Annotated in this window: 12 protein-coding genes and 1 tRNA gene; 6 read left to right on the forward strand and 7 right to left on the reverse strand. The window is 42.4% G+C overall.

What is annotated here, in order from left to right:
• Window positions 1-34: 34 nt before the first annotated feature.
• Window positions 35-1,495, reverse strand: a complete 1,461-nt coding sequence (locus MTO98_RS06965) for a glycoside hydrolase family 30 beta sandwich domain-containing protein (RefSeq protein WP_243485883.1) — start codon at window positions 1,493-1,495, stop codon at window positions 35-37.
• A 556-nt stretch (window positions 1,496-2,051) separates the two neighbouring features.
• Here MTO98_RS06965 and MTO98_RS06970 point away from each other — a divergent pair.
• Window positions 2,052-3,101 (forward strand): quinone-dependent dihydroorotate dehydrogenase, encoded by a 1,050-nt coding sequence (locus MTO98_RS06970; RefSeq protein WP_243485884.1) that lies wholly within the window; start codon window positions 2,052-2,054, stop codon window positions 3,099-3,101.
• A 382-nt stretch (window positions 3,102-3,483) separates the two neighbouring features.
• Here the strand turns inward: MTO98_RS06970 and MTO98_RS06975 are convergent, their stop codons facing one another.
• From MTO98_RS06975 to MTO98_RS06985, 3 genes are all read right to left on the reverse strand, one after another.
• Window positions 3,484-3,657 carry a spore protein gene (locus tag MTO98_RS06975; RefSeq protein WP_090527770.1) on the reverse strand — a complete coding sequence of 58 codons (174 nt, stop codon included), beginning with the start codon at window positions 3,655-3,657 and terminating at the stop codon, window positions 3,484-3,486.
• A gap of 30 nt (window positions 3,658-3,687) precedes the next feature.
• Window positions 3,688-3,758, reverse strand: a tRNA-Cys gene (locus MTO98_RS06980).
• Between the two features lie 46 nt (window positions 3,759-3,804).
• Window positions 3,805-4,554 (reverse strand): RNA methyltransferase, encoded by a 750-nt coding sequence (locus tag MTO98_RS06985; RefSeq protein ID WP_243485885.1) that lies wholly within the window; start codon window positions 4,552-4,554, stop codon window positions 3,805-3,807.
• Between MTO98_RS06985 and MTO98_RS06990 the strand changes: the two genes are divergently transcribed.
• Window positions 4,545-6,905 carry a BamA/TamA family outer membrane protein gene (locus MTO98_RS06990; protein WP_243485886.1) on the forward strand — a complete coding sequence of 787 codons (2,361 nt, stop codon included), beginning with the start codon at window positions 4,545-4,547 and terminating at the stop codon, window positions 6,903-6,905. The genes MTO98_RS06985 and MTO98_RS06990 overlap by 10 nt on opposite strands.
• 179 nt (window positions 6,906-7,084) lie before the next feature.
• On the opposite strand, the gene MTO98_RS06995 is transcribed toward MTO98_RS06990, so the two are convergent.
• Together MTO98_RS06995 and MTO98_RS07000 are read right to left on the reverse strand one after the other, a co-directional pair.
• Window positions 7,085-7,618 carry a hypothetical protein gene (locus MTO98_RS06995; protein ID WP_243485887.1) on the reverse strand — a complete coding sequence of 178 codons (534 nt, stop codon included), beginning with the start codon at window positions 7,616-7,618 and terminating at the stop codon, window positions 7,085-7,087.
• A gap of 66 nt (window positions 7,619-7,684) precedes the next feature.
• Entirely contained in the window at window positions 7,685-8,182 is a 498-nt protein-coding gene (locus MTO98_RS07000; RefSeq protein WP_243485888.1) for a TspO/MBR family protein, read from the reverse strand.
• Between the two features lie 155 nt (window positions 8,183-8,337).
• Here MTO98_RS07000 and MTO98_RS07005 point away from each other — a divergent pair, with 155 nt between their 5' ends.
• The 4 genes from MTO98_RS07005 (at window position 8,338) to MTO98_RS07020 (ending at window position 13,157) form a co-directional block, all read left to right on the forward strand.
• A complete protein-coding gene (locus tag MTO98_RS07005) occupies window positions 8,338-8,748 on the forward strand; it encodes a hypothetical protein (RefSeq protein WP_243485889.1) in 411 nt (136 codons plus the stop codon).
• A 50-nt stretch (window positions 8,749-8,798) separates the two neighbouring features.
• Window positions 8,799-9,569, forward strand: a complete 771-nt coding sequence (locus MTO98_RS07010) for an SGNH/GDSL hydrolase family protein (protein ID WP_243485890.1) — start codon at window positions 8,799-8,801, stop codon at window positions 9,567-9,569.
• Between the two features lie 209 nt (window positions 9,570-9,778).
• Complete coding sequence (locus MTO98_RS07015; protein ID WP_243485891.1) at window positions 9,779-11,701, forward strand: ABC-F family ATP-binding cassette domain-containing protein; 1,923 nt, start codon at window positions 9,779-9,781, stop codon at window positions 11,699-11,701.
• A 205-nt stretch (window positions 11,702-11,906) separates the two neighbouring features.
• Window positions 11,907-13,157, forward strand: a complete 1,251-nt coding sequence (locus MTO98_RS07020; protein WP_243485892.1) for a DUF5103 domain-containing protein — start codon at window positions 11,907-11,909, stop codon at window positions 13,155-13,157.
• A 316-nt stretch (window positions 13,158-13,473) separates the two neighbouring features.
• Here the strand turns inward: MTO98_RS07020 and MTO98_RS07025 are convergent, their stop codons facing one another.
• A complete protein-coding gene (locus tag MTO98_RS07025; RefSeq protein ID WP_243485893.1) occupies window positions 13,474-15,966 on the reverse strand; it encodes a M1 family metallopeptidase in 2,493 nt (830 codons plus the stop codon).
• Window positions 15,967-16,253 lie beyond the last annotated feature (287 nt).

The raw sequence follows: 16,253 nt of genomic DNA on the forward strand, positions 1-16,253 counted from the left end.
AGTTGATTGATTAACTAAAGATTTTTATAAAAAACTACTTCACAATTAGTGTAGCAATTGAATGCGGCAGGGCAGTAGTGCCGGCCGCTTTTCCTTTTATCCAAAGGCTGTAATCTATTTTTTCGTCGGTTTTATTCATTACCACCACAGCAATTGAGCCGTCAGGGTTTTGATAGGCTGTTGTTAACAGCTTATCCCTGCTGGCTACCGCGCTGATGCGTTTTGCACCCGGATGAATGTATTTTGAGAAGTGGCCGATGTAGTAGTATGAACTGGTATAGATCAGGCTTCCGTTACGTAAATCGGCATGTACCGGAGCGAAGCAGAAATTGCCTACATGGTTTGGCCCGCCTTTTTCATCAAGTAATACGTTCCAGTCTGTCCAGGCTACGGTACCTGCGTTAAAGTCATTGATCATGGATAAACCGTAACGTTCGCCTAATGCCCAATCGTTGATCTTGTTGAAATCAAACTTTTCGATACAGCCTTCGGTAAACACCAGGTTTTTATCAGGGAACGACTCGTGGGTTTTACGGGTTGCCTCAAAGTTTTGACCAGCACCTGTCCAGGTTTCATACCAGTGGAAACCTATACCCCAGATGTATTTGGCTGCAGCAGGATCTTCCAGAATGGTGCTGGCACGTTGGTAAAGCAAATCGCGGTTATGGTCCCAAACAATTAGTTTTTTACTTGCCATGCCTTGTTTTTGTAAAGTTGGGCCTAAAAAGTTCTTTACAAAATCACGCTCTTCTTCGGCAGTGTACATGCATGATTCCCAGGTTTGTTTAGCCATTGGTTCGTTCTGTACCGAAAGGCCCCAGATAGGTATGCCCTCTTTTTCATAAGCCTTAATAAACTTTACATAAAAGTTGGCCCAGCTTTGATCAAATTCTTTTTTAAGCTTGCCGCCGTGCAGTACATCGTTATTATCCTTCATAAAAGCGGGAGGGCTCCATGGCGAAACAAACATGGTCAACTTGCCGCCTGCCGCTGCAGTAGCCGCTTTAATAAAAGGGATGCGGTAAGTTTTATCATGGCTGATATCAAAAGTTTTTAATTCCTTATCACCTTCTTTTACATAACTGTAGCTATCACTTGAAAAATCGCAGCTTTGAATGTTGGTGCGGCCAAAAGAGTAACCAATGCCCTTGGCTTTATCGTAGTAGGCGGTTAAAAGCTCTTTCTGCTTATCTTTTGGCAGTTTGGCAAAAGTTTCGGCCGAGGCATCTGTAAGTGCACCACCAATACCTATCATGGTTTGGAATTTTTTTGCCGGATCGACAAATACTGCTACCTCTGTTTCGGCAGGTTGCGGTTTATCAGAAAATTTTAGCGTTTCGGTTTCTTTAAATTTGTACCCGGCATTTTGTTCGGATACAATTACTTTTACAGACTTACCTGCCGCCGAATACGGTGTTTTACTTTGGGCGCTGACAAAGCCAGCCTTTAATAATCCGCCCGCTATAAAACAGGCAATTAAATACTTTTTTTGCATAATTTAATTAAATAGGCTTGCCGGTTTGGTTACGAGCCCGGACTGTGGCTAACCGGAGGCATCAAATTTATTAAACTTAATCAGAAAAAAGCAAAAAGCGAAATATAAATTATTGCTGTTTACAACGGTTTCAGTAAAAATGATACGCCTCTATACCAAAGATTTTTTGTTTTTAATTAGTTGATTATTAGTTTTTTATATTAAATTAAAATGGGCGTCGCTATTTAATTTTGATGCGCTAAAATCCGTTAAAAATTGTAGTGTATTTTGTACACAGTTGTTAACGGCGTAGCACAGTTTAAGGGTGATACTGCACCTTTTAAATTTTGGAGCCTTACGAAGTTTAAAAGACTTCATAAGGCAGGGATTGGCAGGGGGCTGAAAGATGTAATGGTGTCATTAAAAATAGGGATCATACTGAACTTATCGAAGCGTGGTGACGTGGGCTTCTACACATCTTTCTACGAGCTCAAGATGACAGTCCTTCCATGTGTAATGCCAATTACCTTCACAGATCCCGTTTGCTCTACGTGCCGGAATGTGCTAACTTCGCGGCATGTATCAGCTCATAAAACCCATCCTGTTTAGGTTCGATCCCGAAAATGTGCATTACTTTGTTACCCGCAACCTGAAGCGTTTTAACCGTTTTCCGGGCGGTACGTCACTGAGCAAAGCTATTTGGGATGTAAAGGATCCAAAACTTGAGCGTGAAGTTTTTGGTCTTAAATTCAGGAACCCTGTTGGCCTGGCCGCTGGTTTTGATAAAAATGCCGAGATGATGGGTGAGATGGCTAACCTTGGTTTTGGTTTTGTTGAGATAGGAACAGTTACACCACTACCACAGCCCGGTAATGACAAGCCCCGCATGTTTCGCCTTCCGGCAGATAGTGCGCTTGTTAACCGTATGGGCTTTAATAATTTTGGTGTGGACGTAGCCGCCGAGCGCATTGCCGCTTTCAGGCGTGATCCAAAGAATGCCAATAAAGGCCTGATCATCGGAGGGAACATCGGTAAAAACAAGGTTACCCCTAATGAAGATGCTGTAAGTGATTATATCAAATGTTTTGACCGCCTGTTTGATGTGGTTGATTATTTTGTAGTGAACGTAAGCTCACCCAATACCCCGGGATTGCGTGCGTTGCAGGAAAAGGGCCCTTTAATGGAAATTCTGAACACGCTGCAGCAACGCAATAATAAAAATGGCATAAGCAGGCCTATCCTGTTAAAAATTGCCCCCGATTTAACTGATTCACAATTGGATGATATTGTTGATATAGTACAGCAAACAGGCATAGCAGGGTTAATTGCCACCAACACTACCATAAGCAGGGAAAACCTGATATCTCCGGCTAAGTTAAAAGATGAAATGGGAGGGCTGAGTGGTAAGCCACTTACCCAGCGCTCAACAGAAGTAATAGCTTATCTGCATAAAAAATCGAACGGTTCATTCCCTATAATTGGGGTAGGCGGGATTCACTCTGCAGAAGACGCTATGGAGAAACTAAAGGCAGGTGCATCATTGGTGCAGCTGTATACAGGTTTTATTTATGAAGGGCCGGGTTTGATTGGCAGGATCAATAAAAGGATTCTGAACCCTGATTTTTAAGATTTAAGGATTGTCGGGATTTTTCTTGCAGCATGTATTTTTCCGTTTCAGTGTACTAACGGAAACGCCGATGTTTGTTCCATTTCCTTAGCGTTTATGTATCCGGGATACTGATCACCGTGTGTCTGTGAGGACACAACAGCCGTTAACTTAAGGGAGTACTTTGGCGTAAAGTTTTAAATCCCCTCTCGATAGGGGAATCGCACATTTCTCTGCTTTTGAGGAGCTTTTTACTTTAAGTTAACAGCTATGGTGAGGACACGGACACGGGGGAGGAACATCATGATCATCCTCAAATCCTGACAATCATGGTTCAGCAACAAAAAAAGTCCCGCCGGAAACCAGCAGGACTTTAAGTTTTTTCTTCCGAAGAAGGACAGAATTATTTGCCTAATGCGATATCTAAAGCTGCATTGTTTTTAGCTATCTGGCTGTGTTTTGACTCAGCAGAACGGCTTCCGTATTCAAGGTTAGTAGCCAGTTTCAAGAACTGAACTTCTAAACGTGAAAAAGTTTTATTTCTCCTGTCTTTTCTTTTTAAACGAGTAACGCCCATTGTCTTTTATTTTAAAATTTTTTAACCCTGAGGTCGGAAGCGGATTCGAACCGCTGTAAAAGGTTTTGCAGACCTCTGCCTAGCCACTCGGCCATCCGACCCTTTTTTAAGGACTGCAAAGATAGTAAATATTTTCAGCGAGCAAATTTATTTGAACGAATTTCTTTTAATTTCTGAACATAATATAGCAGTTGCTATGGCTACATTTAATGATTCGGCGTGGCCAATTCGGGGAATAGTTACTTTTTTGTTTATTAAAGCCTGTATTTCAGGGCGCAAACCATTGCCTTCGTTGCCCATAGCCAATAACCCTTCATTTTGAAAATTGGTGCTGTAAATATTTTCGCCGTCGAGCATTGCACCAAATAAAGGGAGCTTTATTTGGGGGAGAATGGCCGTAAGCTCCCCGTAATGTACATTTACCCTTGCTAATGATCCCATGGTTGCCTGCACTACTTTAGGGTTATAAACGTCGACGGTGTCGTCTGAACAGATAATATCGGTGATGCCAAACCAGTCGGCAGTACGGATAATGGTGCCCATATTGCCGGGGTCCTGCACCCCGTCAAGTACCAGCGAAAACTTGTTTTTCAACGAGTTGTAATTTAAAATGGGCCATTTTGGTATTTTAACCAAACCAATTACCTCCTGCGGGGTTTTCAAACTGCTGATCTTTTCAAGGTCGGACGATGAAATTTCCTGAAAGTTTATTTTTCGGGATAAATTCATCATTTTTGGAGCAATTTCGGCGGTGTGGTATATAGTATCAACCTGGTATGCAGTATTTACGAATTCAATAACTGATTTGTGACCTTCAACCAAAAATAAGCCATGCTCTTTACGGAATTTTTTTTGTTGTAGGGATTTTAATAAACTGATCTGTGATTTTGAAAGCATATACTAAACCTGTTGTTTACCGCCTTACAATATTAAGTATTTTGCTGGTTATAATCGGTTCGGGGTGTAGTATTACCCGGGGTATCCGTAAAGATCAGGCATTGGTACGCAAAATCACTATAAAAGGTATCGATGATCAATTTGCTGAAACAGCTGTGAATTATGTAGATAAAGAACAGCAGCCTAACAACTGGCTCAATTTGCAGCTATACTACACTTTTAGTAACAAAGGGAAAAAAAACATAGGGGAAGCCCCTGTGGTTGTAGATAGCAACCTGATTGAGTACTCGCGCCTGCAAATGGAAAAGTACATTCGGAGCCGCGGTTATCTGAAGGCGAAGGTTGCCGATAGTGTGGTCATAAAAAAACAAAAGGCCGAACTGATTTTTACGGCTACCGAGGGGCCTATGTTCCGCATCCGCAAGTTTACCGATAGTATTGCCGATAATAATATCAAGGGGTTGTATAATGGCAACCGCAACAGGATAACGCACATACAGCCAGGCGGCAGGTTTGATACAGATAGCTTAGCTTATGACCGGGATCAGCTTTACTTGCTGATGAAGCATAATGGTTATTATGATTTTTACAGGCAGTACATCAATTTTACCTATGATTCTACTTTTAACAGCAGCGTGGTTGATGTGAAAATGATCATAGATAACCCGGCAGGAAAAACACAGCATCCGGTTTATACCATCAATAACACCTTAATCACGATATCAAATAGCCAGGGACGCACTACCGGGAAGGCTGATACCATTCAGGTCGACTCGCAGTTCAGGTTTGTTGATTACTCCAAAAGGTTTCAGCCCAGGGTAGTGACTGATTATGTTTTTCAAAAAAAAGGCGAAATATACGATATCGATAAGCAAACTCGTACCACCACGCGTTTATCAGAACTTAACGTTTTCAGGAATGTACCCAACCCGGTTTATGAAAAACTAAAGGATAGCTCCAACAGGCTGGACACAAGGATAGATATCGTACCGCTTAAACGCATGAGCGACCGTGTGGAGGGCGAGGTGCTTTTTAGCGGCGGCCGTTTTGGTTATAACATTGGTAATACTTTTACCGACAGGAATTTATTTAAACAGGCAGCTATCCTGCAGCTGAAGGTTAACTGGAGTATCCTTTTTGATAATGGTAATAATGTAGGTAACGACCGTAGCATTATCCAAAACCAGGAGTTTAGGGTAGGGGGCCAGCTTACCTATCCGCGTCTTTTACTGCCGTTTAAATTCCCTTTTCTCGGTAAATTCGGCGTTCCGCACACAACGTTTTCGTCAAACTATTCTTTGTTTTTTCAGAAGGACCTGGTTAAGCGTGAAAGCTTTATCAACTCCATTACTTACGATTTTTTTGATACGCCATATAAATCACATACCATTACGCCTATCAGTATCGAATTTTCAAGGGGTGTAATTGATACGGCTGCGAGGCGGGCTTTGCTTGATCAAAACAGGGGTTCATATGTTTATCTGATCGGGCGTACTGTTTTTACATCCGGCAGTCAATACACGTATCAGGTTAATGCCATTAAGCTTAACGGTTATGAAAACTTTACCTATTTCCGCGGCAGTTTGGATATTGGTGGCAACTTCTTAAATCTGGTAAGTAATCTCACAAATGCCCCCAAAGATGCCGAGGGGCAGCATAAGCTTTTTGGATATACTTTTGCGCAGTATACCAAAGTTGAACTTGATACAAGGATCTACCGAAACTTTGGCGGCGAAAAGCAATTTGTATTCCGTATCAATCCAGGTATTGGTATCCCTTACGGCAATAGCGATCAACTCATTTTTGAAAAGAACTTTTACGCAGGGGGCGCCAATGATCTCAGAGCCTGGCTGCCGCGTACATTAGGTCCCGGGCAATTTAACAGGGGTACATATTATGCCAATGATCTTACTAACCGTGCCCGTTTAAAGTATCTTGACCAGTTTGGCGAAATCAAATTTATAACCAATGCCGAATACCGGTACCTGCTGGCAAATAACTTTTTTGGAGCAAAGCTTAAAGGTGCGTTTTTTGTTGATGCCGGTAACGTATGGCGTTTACATGACGAGCCGGATAATCCAAACGGTCAGTTTAAACTAAATAACTTTTTAAGCTCAACAGCGGTGGGTATCGGTACGGGTTTAAGGTTTGATTTAAGTTTTTTCGTTTTCAGGCTTGATGCGGCCTTTAAACTGAAAGACCCGCAGTTTAGCGGGTCTGACCAATGGGTGCTAATCAACCACGCCGGCGAATTGTTTAGCAAAGGCTCGTTTAAAAAAGCATATGAAGCGGCCAATGGTGAAAGCTACAACTTCATGCAGCTTAACTTTGGTATAGGATTACCTTTTTAGGTAAAAGGCTAAAGGTGAAAGGCAAAAGGTAGCTGCAGCTTTTGCAGATAACTTACATATTTAACTTTTTCTTATAAAGCCTTTTGTCTTTACCTCATTAAAAGCCTTTAACCTTTCGCCTTTAACCTCTCACCTTTCGTCTTTCACCTTTAGCCTTTTACCAAAAAGGGCCCTTCCTCCTAAAAGATATTCTTCAGCCCGTCAATAATACTTTCAAAAAAGGTTGGAATGCTTAGGCCGTTGTGGTAGTTAAAATATAGGAATATACAGAAGATAACCACCGCGATAATGATAAAACGCTTAAACATGTAAGCAAGCAGAACCAGTAAAAGCGGCACGGCTACAAGTAACACCCAGCTTATATGGAACGGACTTAGTTTACTATCGTGCTTGTAAATGTAGTATAGTATAGCGTGTGTGCCGCTATCATTCATGTGTTTGGCATATAAAAAGCTTGACCGGTCAAGCTTGTGGCGGTAAAAGGCTGTGCCTTTGTCAAACTTCAATTCTTCGGTAAAGCCGTTCATTACAAAGGTGAAAACACCGTTCACATTTTCCTGTATCACACCGGCGGTGTCGGTAGCAACTACGGCAACCTCGTCAACAGCAAAAGGATTTTCTTTAACTACAAAGTTGTTGATGGCAATTTTATCGGCAAAAACAAAACTGTGCGCGGCCGTAATAAGGCAAAAAATAAGTAGGATTTTTTTCATGGTTTGATAGAAAGCTTCTTTATCGATGCTATGATTATCTGCAATAAAAATAGTGTTTTTTATGAGCTATCGGTTAAGGAAATAAATACTCACGTTAAGTACGCTGGCAAAGCTTACCCATAATAAATAGGGCACTAATAACCAGGCAGCAGTTCGGTTAAATTTATTAAACCAATTAATATTTACCATAATGCTGAGCCACAGCAAGATGATCACAACCATAGCTATCGCTACCTGGTGCATTCCAAAAAATACTATCGACCACGAAAAGTTTAAAATAAGCTGAATGAAATATACCGAACGCGCAATGATGTAAGCCGGTTTGCGGCTGCGGTGTTTCCAAACCAGGTAAGCCGCAGTTGCTATCATGATGTAAATTGCTGTCCATACCGGCGCAAATAACCAGGGTGGGGGATTGAAAGATGCCTTTTTAAGCGTACTATACCAGCCGGCAATTTCAGGTCTGGTAACCATTGACGCAACAAACCCGATAAACAGAACAATTAGCAAACTTATGAGGTAAGGAAAAAATTGGAAGCGTTTGGTGGATACAGTTGCTGGCATAATGTATTTGAACCGTTAAACGAGGCGTAAGTTTTACCGCAGATGAATAATCTGTAAAACTAAATAAAATGAACATTCGCTGTGGTAAAGCAACTGTTTTGCAATAATTGTACTGCATGCAGCAGTGTTAACAGTTAAATGTTAGTTTAGCAAGCATGATAAAAGCATACAGGTTATACACCGGCGAAGACGGTCATTCACATATAGAGAAAGGTACAATTGAATTGGGCCCGCTTAACGAAGCGTTAGCTATCAGGTTCCAGGAATCGGAACCACATGCTTTTTATGATTACCATAATGCCCCAACTTATCAGTATGTGATCACCATTACCGGTACCCTTGAATTTGAGACTTATCCCGGCGAAAAATTTATATTGCACCCCGGCGAGATCCTGGTAGCCCAGGACACAACCGGCACGGCCCATAAATGGAGGCTGATTGACGACCAACCCTGGAAACGTGTTTATGTTACTTATGATCCGGCTAAGCCTATAAACTTTGCGGCAGATAACGACGCAGGTAATATTCCTTTTACAAATCCTGATACAAAAGCTAACAAAGTTTAAATAGTTGAGGCAAATCAGTATTTTCGACAAATACCAGTCATAATCCACAAATGAAAGATACCGAACAAAACTATCGCCGCCATTTTTTAAAAACTGCTGCACTTGGTACTATTGCCACTATGGGCATCCCGTCAATTGTATCATCGGCATTAGCTGGTGAAATGCCGGCTAAAAAGGTAATTTTTAACCAGGGCGATATAGTCCTTTTTCAAGGTGATTCAATTACCGACTGGGGCCGTGACCATAGTAAAACCGAACCTAATACCACCAGCGCCTTAGGCTCGGGATATGCATTGCTTACAGCTTCTCAACTGTTACTTAAACATGCCGATAAAGGATTAAAGATTTATAATAAAGGCGTTAGCGGTAATAAAGTATATCAACTGGCCGAACGCTGGGATACTGATTGTTTAGCGCTTAAACCTAACGTACTGAGTATCCACATAGGTGTAAATGACTTTTGGCATACGCTTACCGGTGGTTACAAGGGCACGATAGATACTTATATTGCCGACTATCGGGCACTGCTAACCCGTACGAAACAAGCCTTGCCCGATATTAAACTGGTGATCTGCGAGCCCTTTGCCGAGAAAAATGTGAAGGCGGTTGATGATAAATGGTATCCAACATTTGATTCTTTCCGTAAAGCAGCTAAAGACATAGCTACCGAGTTTGACGCCGTATTTGTGCCTTATCAATCAGCGTTTGATAAAGCGGAGCAAACCGCCCCCGCTACCTACTGGAACCTTGATGGCGTACACCCAAGTGTAGCCGGTGAAGCACTGATGGCGCAAACCTGGTTAAAAGCGGTAGGAGCGTAGTTTTAAGGTAAAAGGCTAAAGGTGAAAGGCAAAAGGTAGCTACAGCTTTGCAAGTGGCTCACCTGCATTTTTTTAACCTTTCGCCTTTTACCTTTATCCTTTCACCTTCCCCAAAAGACCTTTTGCCTTTCTGCTTTCACCTCCCCCTGAAAAACCTTTAACCTTTCGCCTTTAACCTTTCGCCTCAAAAAGCGTATCTTTGCGCGTAAATGATTGCTATAAATAACCTTACGTTCGAGATTGGTGCGCGGGCCCTATATGATGAAGCTAACTGGCATATTAAACCCGGTGAAAAAATTGGTTTAATTGGTGCCAACGGTACTGGTAAAACCACTCTTTTAAAAATTATAGTAGGCGACTATAAGCCTACTTCCGGAACCATATCAATGGCTAAGGACCTTACCATGGGGTACCTTAACCAGGATCTGCTTTCATACTCATCTGATAAAAATATAGTGCACGTAGCCATGGAAGCCTTTGAGCGCCAGAACCAACTGCACGACGAGATCGAGAACCTGCTCAAAAAGCTGGAAACGGATTATAGCGAAGAATTATTAAATAAACTAAGTGACAAGCAGCATGAATTTGAACTGCTTGACGGTTATAATATTGAATACAAGGCGCACGAAATTTTAGCCGGTTTGGGCTTTAGTGATGACGATTGCAAACGTAAGCTGAGCACGTTTTCGGGCGGTTGGCGTATGCGTGTAATGCTGGCCAAAATCCTTTTACAGGCACCCGATATCCTGTTGCTGGATGAGCCTACCAACCACCTGGACTTACCATCCATCCAATGGCTGGAAGATTATTTGAAGGCATTTACCGGTGCTATCATTATCGTATCACACGATAGGTGGTTCCTGGATAAGGTGATCAACCGTACGGTTGAATCGCGTAAAGGTAAACTTACTGTTTACGCGGGTAACTACTCTTTCTATCTGGAAGAAAAAGCCCTGCGCGAAGAAATTCAGCGCGGTGAGTTTAAAAACCAGCAATCAAAAATTAAACAGGAAGAGCGTTTGATCGAGCGTTTCCGTGCCAAAGCCTCTAAGGCAAAAATGGCGCAGTCGCGTATCAAAATGTTGGATAAAATGGAGCGTATTGACGATGTGGACGATGATAATCCGTCAGTTAACTTCGCTTTCCGTTTCTCCAAACAATCGGGCAGGCACGTTATAACGTTAGAAGATATCGTAAAAAAATATCCTGCAATTGATATTTTAAATGGTGGCGAGGCTGTAATTGAAAAAGGCGATAAAATTGCCCTCATCGGTGCCAACGGTAAAGGTAAATCAACCTTGCTGCGAATCATTGCTTCGGCCGATAATGATTATACTGGTAAGGTGACTGTCGGCCATAACGTAACCACTACGTTTTTCGCCCAGCACCAGTTGGAATCTTTACATCTCGAAAATCAGATATTACAGGAGCTGCAATCATTTGCTCCAAAACATACTGATACAGAATTACGTACCATTTTAGGTTCGTTTTTGTTTACCGGCGATGATGTGTTCAAGAAGATCAAGGTATTATCGGGTGGTGAAAAATCGCGCGTGGCTTTGGCAAAGGCGCTTACTGCCGATGCTAACTTCCTGGTACTGGATGAGCCCACCAACCACTTAGACATGCAATCGGTAAATATCCTGATCCAGGCATTAGATCAATACGAAGGCACTTTCATTGTGGTATCGCACGACAGGTATTTCCTTGATAATGTAGCTAACAAGATCTGGTTTATTGAAGATCAGAAAATAAAAATTTATCCGGGTACCTATGCCGAGTTCGATGTGTGGTATGCCAACCGTAAATTGGAGCCAAAAGCTGCTGCGCCAGCACCTCAGCCTAAAAAGGAAGAGAAAAAGCCGGAGCCTGTTAAACAGCCGCAAGGCGAAAACAAGCATCAGCAGCTTAAAAAACTAAACCAGGACCTGACCAAAATGGAGCAACAGATTGCCGACCTTGAAAAAGAAGTAAAGCAATTGGAAACCCAGCTGGCCGACGAAAAAATATATAGCGACGGTGCCAAACTAAAGCAAACCAATGCCGCCTACAGTGCTAAGCAAACCGAACTGAAACAAATTCAGGATAAATGGGAGGCATTGGCCGAGCAAATTTTGGAGCTGGAATCTTAAGATAGGATACTATGCACCACCATGTCATTGCGAGGACGGAAGCAATCGCGAACTACACAGGGCCGCTCTGTATAGCATGCGATTGCCACGCTATCGCTCGCAATGACATGGTGGTTTAAACAATATTATAAATTAACTCGACATTGCGAGGTACCAGGCAATGTCGGTTATTTTGTAGTTTAACTGAATTAGCAGGTTTATATAAATGAAAAAGCTTTACATCATCCTTTTCACCCTCCTGTCGTTAAAAACCTTCGCCCAGTCTCCCTATAACAACAACGTTTACTCACCAGCTATAAAAAGCGTTGAGTTTTATAACACAGCCAAACAAGGTTCTTTTCCGGTGATCAATTTGGGAGCGGACGAAAAAGTGCTGCTGGCCTTTGATGACCTGCGGGGAGGTAGTCGTAACTATTATTATACCATTGAGCATTGCGATGCCAACTGGAACTCATCAAACTTGTCATCTGCCGAATATTTGCAAAGCTTTGCCGATGATAGACTGTACAATTACAGTTACTCTACAGGTACAATGCAAAAGTATACCCATTACGAAATTTCGTTACCTAACAACAACATCGCCCCTAAAATATCGGGCAATTATGTGCTAAAGGTTTATGAAGATGGCGATCAAAATAAAATGGTGCTTACCCGCCGGCTATATGTGCTGGGCAAACGCGTGTCTATAGCTGCCGATTTGGTACCTTCGGCAAACAACGCTACACGGCAAACCAACCAAAAAGTCAATTTTACGGTTGATTATTCTGGACTTGTGGTGCAAAACCCTGCCTACGCCCTGCGTACTTTTATTTTACAAAATGCCCGAACAGAAACGGCGCTACTTAACGGGCAGCCGACTTACATTCGCGGCTCACAGTTGATTTATAATGATGTTGCGATTAACGATTTTCCGGGGCGTAACGAGTTCAGGCTGTTTGATACGCGTACATTGAAACTTAACTCGCAAAGGGTAGCTAAAATTTATAAAGACTCTACAAACGTAGTGGTACTGCTTGGTGATCCTGTACGCGACCAGTCTAATTACGTTTTTCAATATGATAACGACGGCAAATTTTACATCCTGAACCAGGATGGCACCACCCCGGCTACCGATGCCGATTACGCTCATGTTTACTTCACCTTGTCAACCAGCAAAGATCCTAAAGATGGAGCTCCGTACGTAGTAGGGCAATTTAATAATTACCGCCTTGAAGAAAGTAACAAGCTGCACCCGCTTGATAATGGCAGGTACACTGTAAACATGCTGCTAAAGCAAGGCGTGTACGACTACGAATACGTATGGTTAGATGCCAAAACCAACAAGGCCGATGATGTGCCATTTGAAGGCAGCCATTTTGAAACAGAGAATGAATACCAGATGCTCACCTATTATCGCGCACCGGGAGCAAGGTGGGATGAGCTGGTGGGTTTCAGGGAATTGGTGACAAAGAGGTAGACGTTGCTTACCGTATTTTAGCTTTTTCAAGCCTGCTTTTGGTATATGCTTAGGCTATCTTCAGCAACATATCTTATTTAGTTTACATATAGTAATTTACGATTGTTAAATGAAAGCCAATCGACAGTAATGATTGGCGATTTTAAATAAACAGGTTTTCAGAATATTCTGTAGTATTCCATAACTGACTATAAAGAGTCTATGCATAAACGGGCCGCTTTCCCGCAGTGCCCTTTCAATGATTGCGTTTCTTTAGTCCTCTTTATAACATATGCCGGGCTGCCCCGGCATATGTTATAAAGAAAAACTTTATCTTCTAAGCCTTGGCTTCGTTAATTTCTTTTATAGCATCTTCAACAGCGGTTACGGATAATGTATCGTTAAGCTTTTTCCGGTCTTCCTCAATTTGTTGTAAAGCAGTGATCAGCTTCGGGGCGATACCATATTTTTTAAAGCTGATGGCAAGTTCTTTGATGGCATTGATACCTTCCTGAACATGTTGCTTATTTTCAAGCCTGCTTATCATTTTTGTAAGCGGTCCGCGCACTAAATCAAATTTTGCCTGTACCGAACTTTTTTTGAATGCACTGATCACATAAGGCCATTCTTCGTCCGAACCACTGGTAGCATATGCCGTGATGACAGCATAACCCAGCTGCCCTTTGGCATCAGCTTCTAAACGCCTGGCGGCTTGATAGGCATCCGCTGGGGTTACCGCGTTGAGTGCAATAAGTGCTGCTCCTTTAACTGTGTATGATGGGCTGCCAAGCGACGCTTGGTAGATACTAAGGTAATCTTTCGATTTTGTTTTCCCCAAAACGCTGATAGCAGCAGCGCGCACAGGGTAGTTTGGATCATTAAGGGCCAGACCGGTTAAAATTGGCAGGGCCACTTTCGTTATTTCCGCACTGTCCATTTTAAGCGACTTGATGGCTTTCAAACGAAGGCCGTGATATTTGTCTTTCAATGCAGAAATGACGATATCCATACCTTGTTTTGACGTTTGCTGATCAATGGCGGCAGTCAAAGCTTCCAGCCTGTCAAGGTAAAGAGGGGCATGGTGGTATTGGTAATTAAATTCGCTGAGGTTTTTATGGTCAGCTTTTTTGCTAAGCAAAACTTTATCGGCATCAATATTAACCAGCTCCGGTTTGGCAGCACAGTCAAAACTTAGTGTGTCAGTTTTTTGCGTTAGCCAAACCTGTTTCCTTATAGCTTTTCCCTGAACGTACAGATCTACTGCAACCGGGACCTTGAAGATCTGCCCATCCTGCTTCTGGCTGATCATAACCTTTTGCTGATGGCTGGTTTCATCCCAACGGTAGGAGATATCAAGCACAGGGTGCCCTGCACCATAGTACCATTGATTAAAAAACCAGTTCAGGTCCTTTCCGGATACCTCTTCCATGGCCAGTCTCAAATCATGCACTTCGCCGTTTTTAAAAGCATGGTTTTTTAGGTAATTTCCTAATCCTTTAAAAAAAGCATCGTCGCCAAGGTAATTGCGCAGCATATTTAGCACTAAGCCGCCTTTGTCGTAAATATTGGCTCCGTTAATGCCGTCCTCATCTGCATAAACAAAGGCGACAAGGGGCTGTTTGTAAGCGGTACCATTATTAAGATAGGCTTGCAATTCGTCGTATCTTTTGGCATCCCCATCGTCTTTGCCATATTTTTTTTCGTTCCAGTATTTCTCGCCAAAAACGGCAAATGATTCATTTAATGTTTCGTTGCTCCAGCTTTCGCAGGTCACAAGGTCACCAAACCACTGGTGGAAAAGTTCATGTGCAATGGTTGTACCACCTGAACCGTTGGGGTCGTCAACCAGGTCCCATGGAGTTTTTTGTACGTACTCGCCATGCAGGGTGGCTGAACTGTTTTCCATGGCACCAAGCGGGTAATCCCGGACAACCACCTGTGCGTATTTTTCCCACGGAAAATCTACGCCGAGTGTTTTTGAATAAAGCTCCATCATCTCGGGCGTTTGTCCGAAGATCTGTTTGGCATACGGCGCATAGGTAGGCTCCAGGTAATACGAAACTTCTTTATTCCGCCACTTATCTTTGTAAACTTTAAAATCGCCTATTGCCATCATAAATAAATAAGGGCAATGCGGCAGCGACTGTTTCCAGGTATCGGTACGGGTGCCATCGGCGTTGTTTTTTTGGCTTACAAGTAAACCGTTTGATAGTGTGGTGTATTTGGCAGGTACCGTCATGCTTATTTGCTCGGTGGTTTTTTGATCCGGCTTATCAATGGTCGGGAACCAGCATGATGAGCTTTCTGCTTCTCCCTGCGTCCAGATTTGGGTAGGCTTGCCGTTTTCTTTACCCTGCGGATTTACAAAGTATAAGCCTTTACCGTCAAGTTTAAATCCCGGCTTATCATGTAATTCATTTGGTTTTGCGGTGTATTCAATAAACAGCGTGTAACGTTCCTTTTCGGTGTAAGTTTTATTGAGGTGGATAACTAATTGAAGGCTGTCTTCATAGTTGTATTTTAGAGGCATCACTTTTCCCTGCTCCACAATGCCAACAGTTTTAATATCCATTCCCTTGGCATCAAGGCGAACGGAGTCGGTAGGATAAAAATGAGGTTTCAGGAGAACCCATTCCTTTCCATTTAATTGTGAATGTTGATAATCAAATTTCACATCAAGCCGGGTATCTATCAAATCATTGATTTTGGGGGCAGATGCGTGATAATAAGGCTGATTGGCAGGGTGGTGATTGAGCTGCGCGTTTGCAATACCACTGAAACCGGCTACCGTCAACAAGCTACCTAATAAGGAAGTATAAAATTTATTCATTTAGTAAATCGTTTTATCAAATATAAGCTTCTTTAGCCATAGATGTTATCCGAAAATGAAAAAGTAATATATTCCTCCGGTTTTCAGGCCGGTCGAACTCTTTGGAATAGTATAACGATGCCTTTATTACTACCAATGTTGCGTGAAAGCGGACTATTGCACAAACCTATCCGGGGTAATTAATGTAGTTGTAGTTTTGAATAAACACTGATCATAAAGGTTGCTAATAGGTCTCCGTGTTAAATGGACCGTTTCTCCATTTGTTCCGGTTCAGAAATCAGCAGGGT

Origin of the sequence: Mucilaginibacter sp. SMC90 (assembly GCF_022811725.1) — a bacterium.
Classification (GTDB): domain Bacteria; phylum Bacteroidota; class Bacteroidia; order Sphingobacteriales; family Sphingobacteriaceae; genus Mucilaginibacter.

Coding starts and splice junctions, on each gene's coding strand:
- MTO98_RS06965 (WP_243485883.1), bottom strand. CDS start 1,495: ATGCAAAAAAAGTATTTAATTGCCTGTTTTATAGCGGGCGGATTATTA.
- MTO98_RS06970 (WP_243485884.1), top strand. CDS start 2,052: ATGTATCAGCTCATAAAACCCATCCTGTTTAGGTTCGATCCCGAAAAT.
- MTO98_RS06975 (WP_090527770.1), bottom strand. CDS start 3,657: ATGGGCGTTACTCGTTTAAAAAGAAAAGACAGGAGAAATAAAACTTTT.
- MTO98_RS06985 (WP_243485885.1), bottom strand. CDS start 4,554: ATGCTTTCAAAATCACAGATCAGTTTATTAAAATCCCTACAACAAAAA.
- MTO98_RS06995 (WP_243485887.1), bottom strand. CDS start 7,618: ATGAAAAAAATCCTACTTATTTTTTGCCTTATTACGGCCGCGCACAGT.
- MTO98_RS07000 (WP_243485888.1), bottom strand. CDS start 8,182: ATGCCAGCAACTGTATCCACCAAACGCTTCCAATTTTTTCCTTACCTC.
- MTO98_RS07005 (WP_243485889.1), top strand. CDS start 8,338: ATGATAAAAGCATACAGGTTATACACCGGCGAAGACGGTCATTCACAT.
- MTO98_RS07010 (WP_243485890.1), top strand. CDS start 8,799: ATGAAAGATACCGAACAAAACTATCGCCGCCATTTTTTAAAAACTGCT.
- MTO98_RS07015 (WP_243485891.1), top strand. CDS start 9,779: ATGATTGCTATAAATAACCTTACGTTCGAGATTGGTGCGCGGGCCCTA.
- MTO98_RS07020 (WP_243485892.1), top strand. CDS start 11,907: ATGAAAAAGCTTTACATCATCCTTTTCACCCTCCTGTCGTTAAAAACC.
- MTO98_RS07025 (WP_243485893.1), bottom strand. CDS start 15,966: ATGAATAAATTTTATACTTCCTTATTAGGTAGCTTGTTGACGGTAGCC.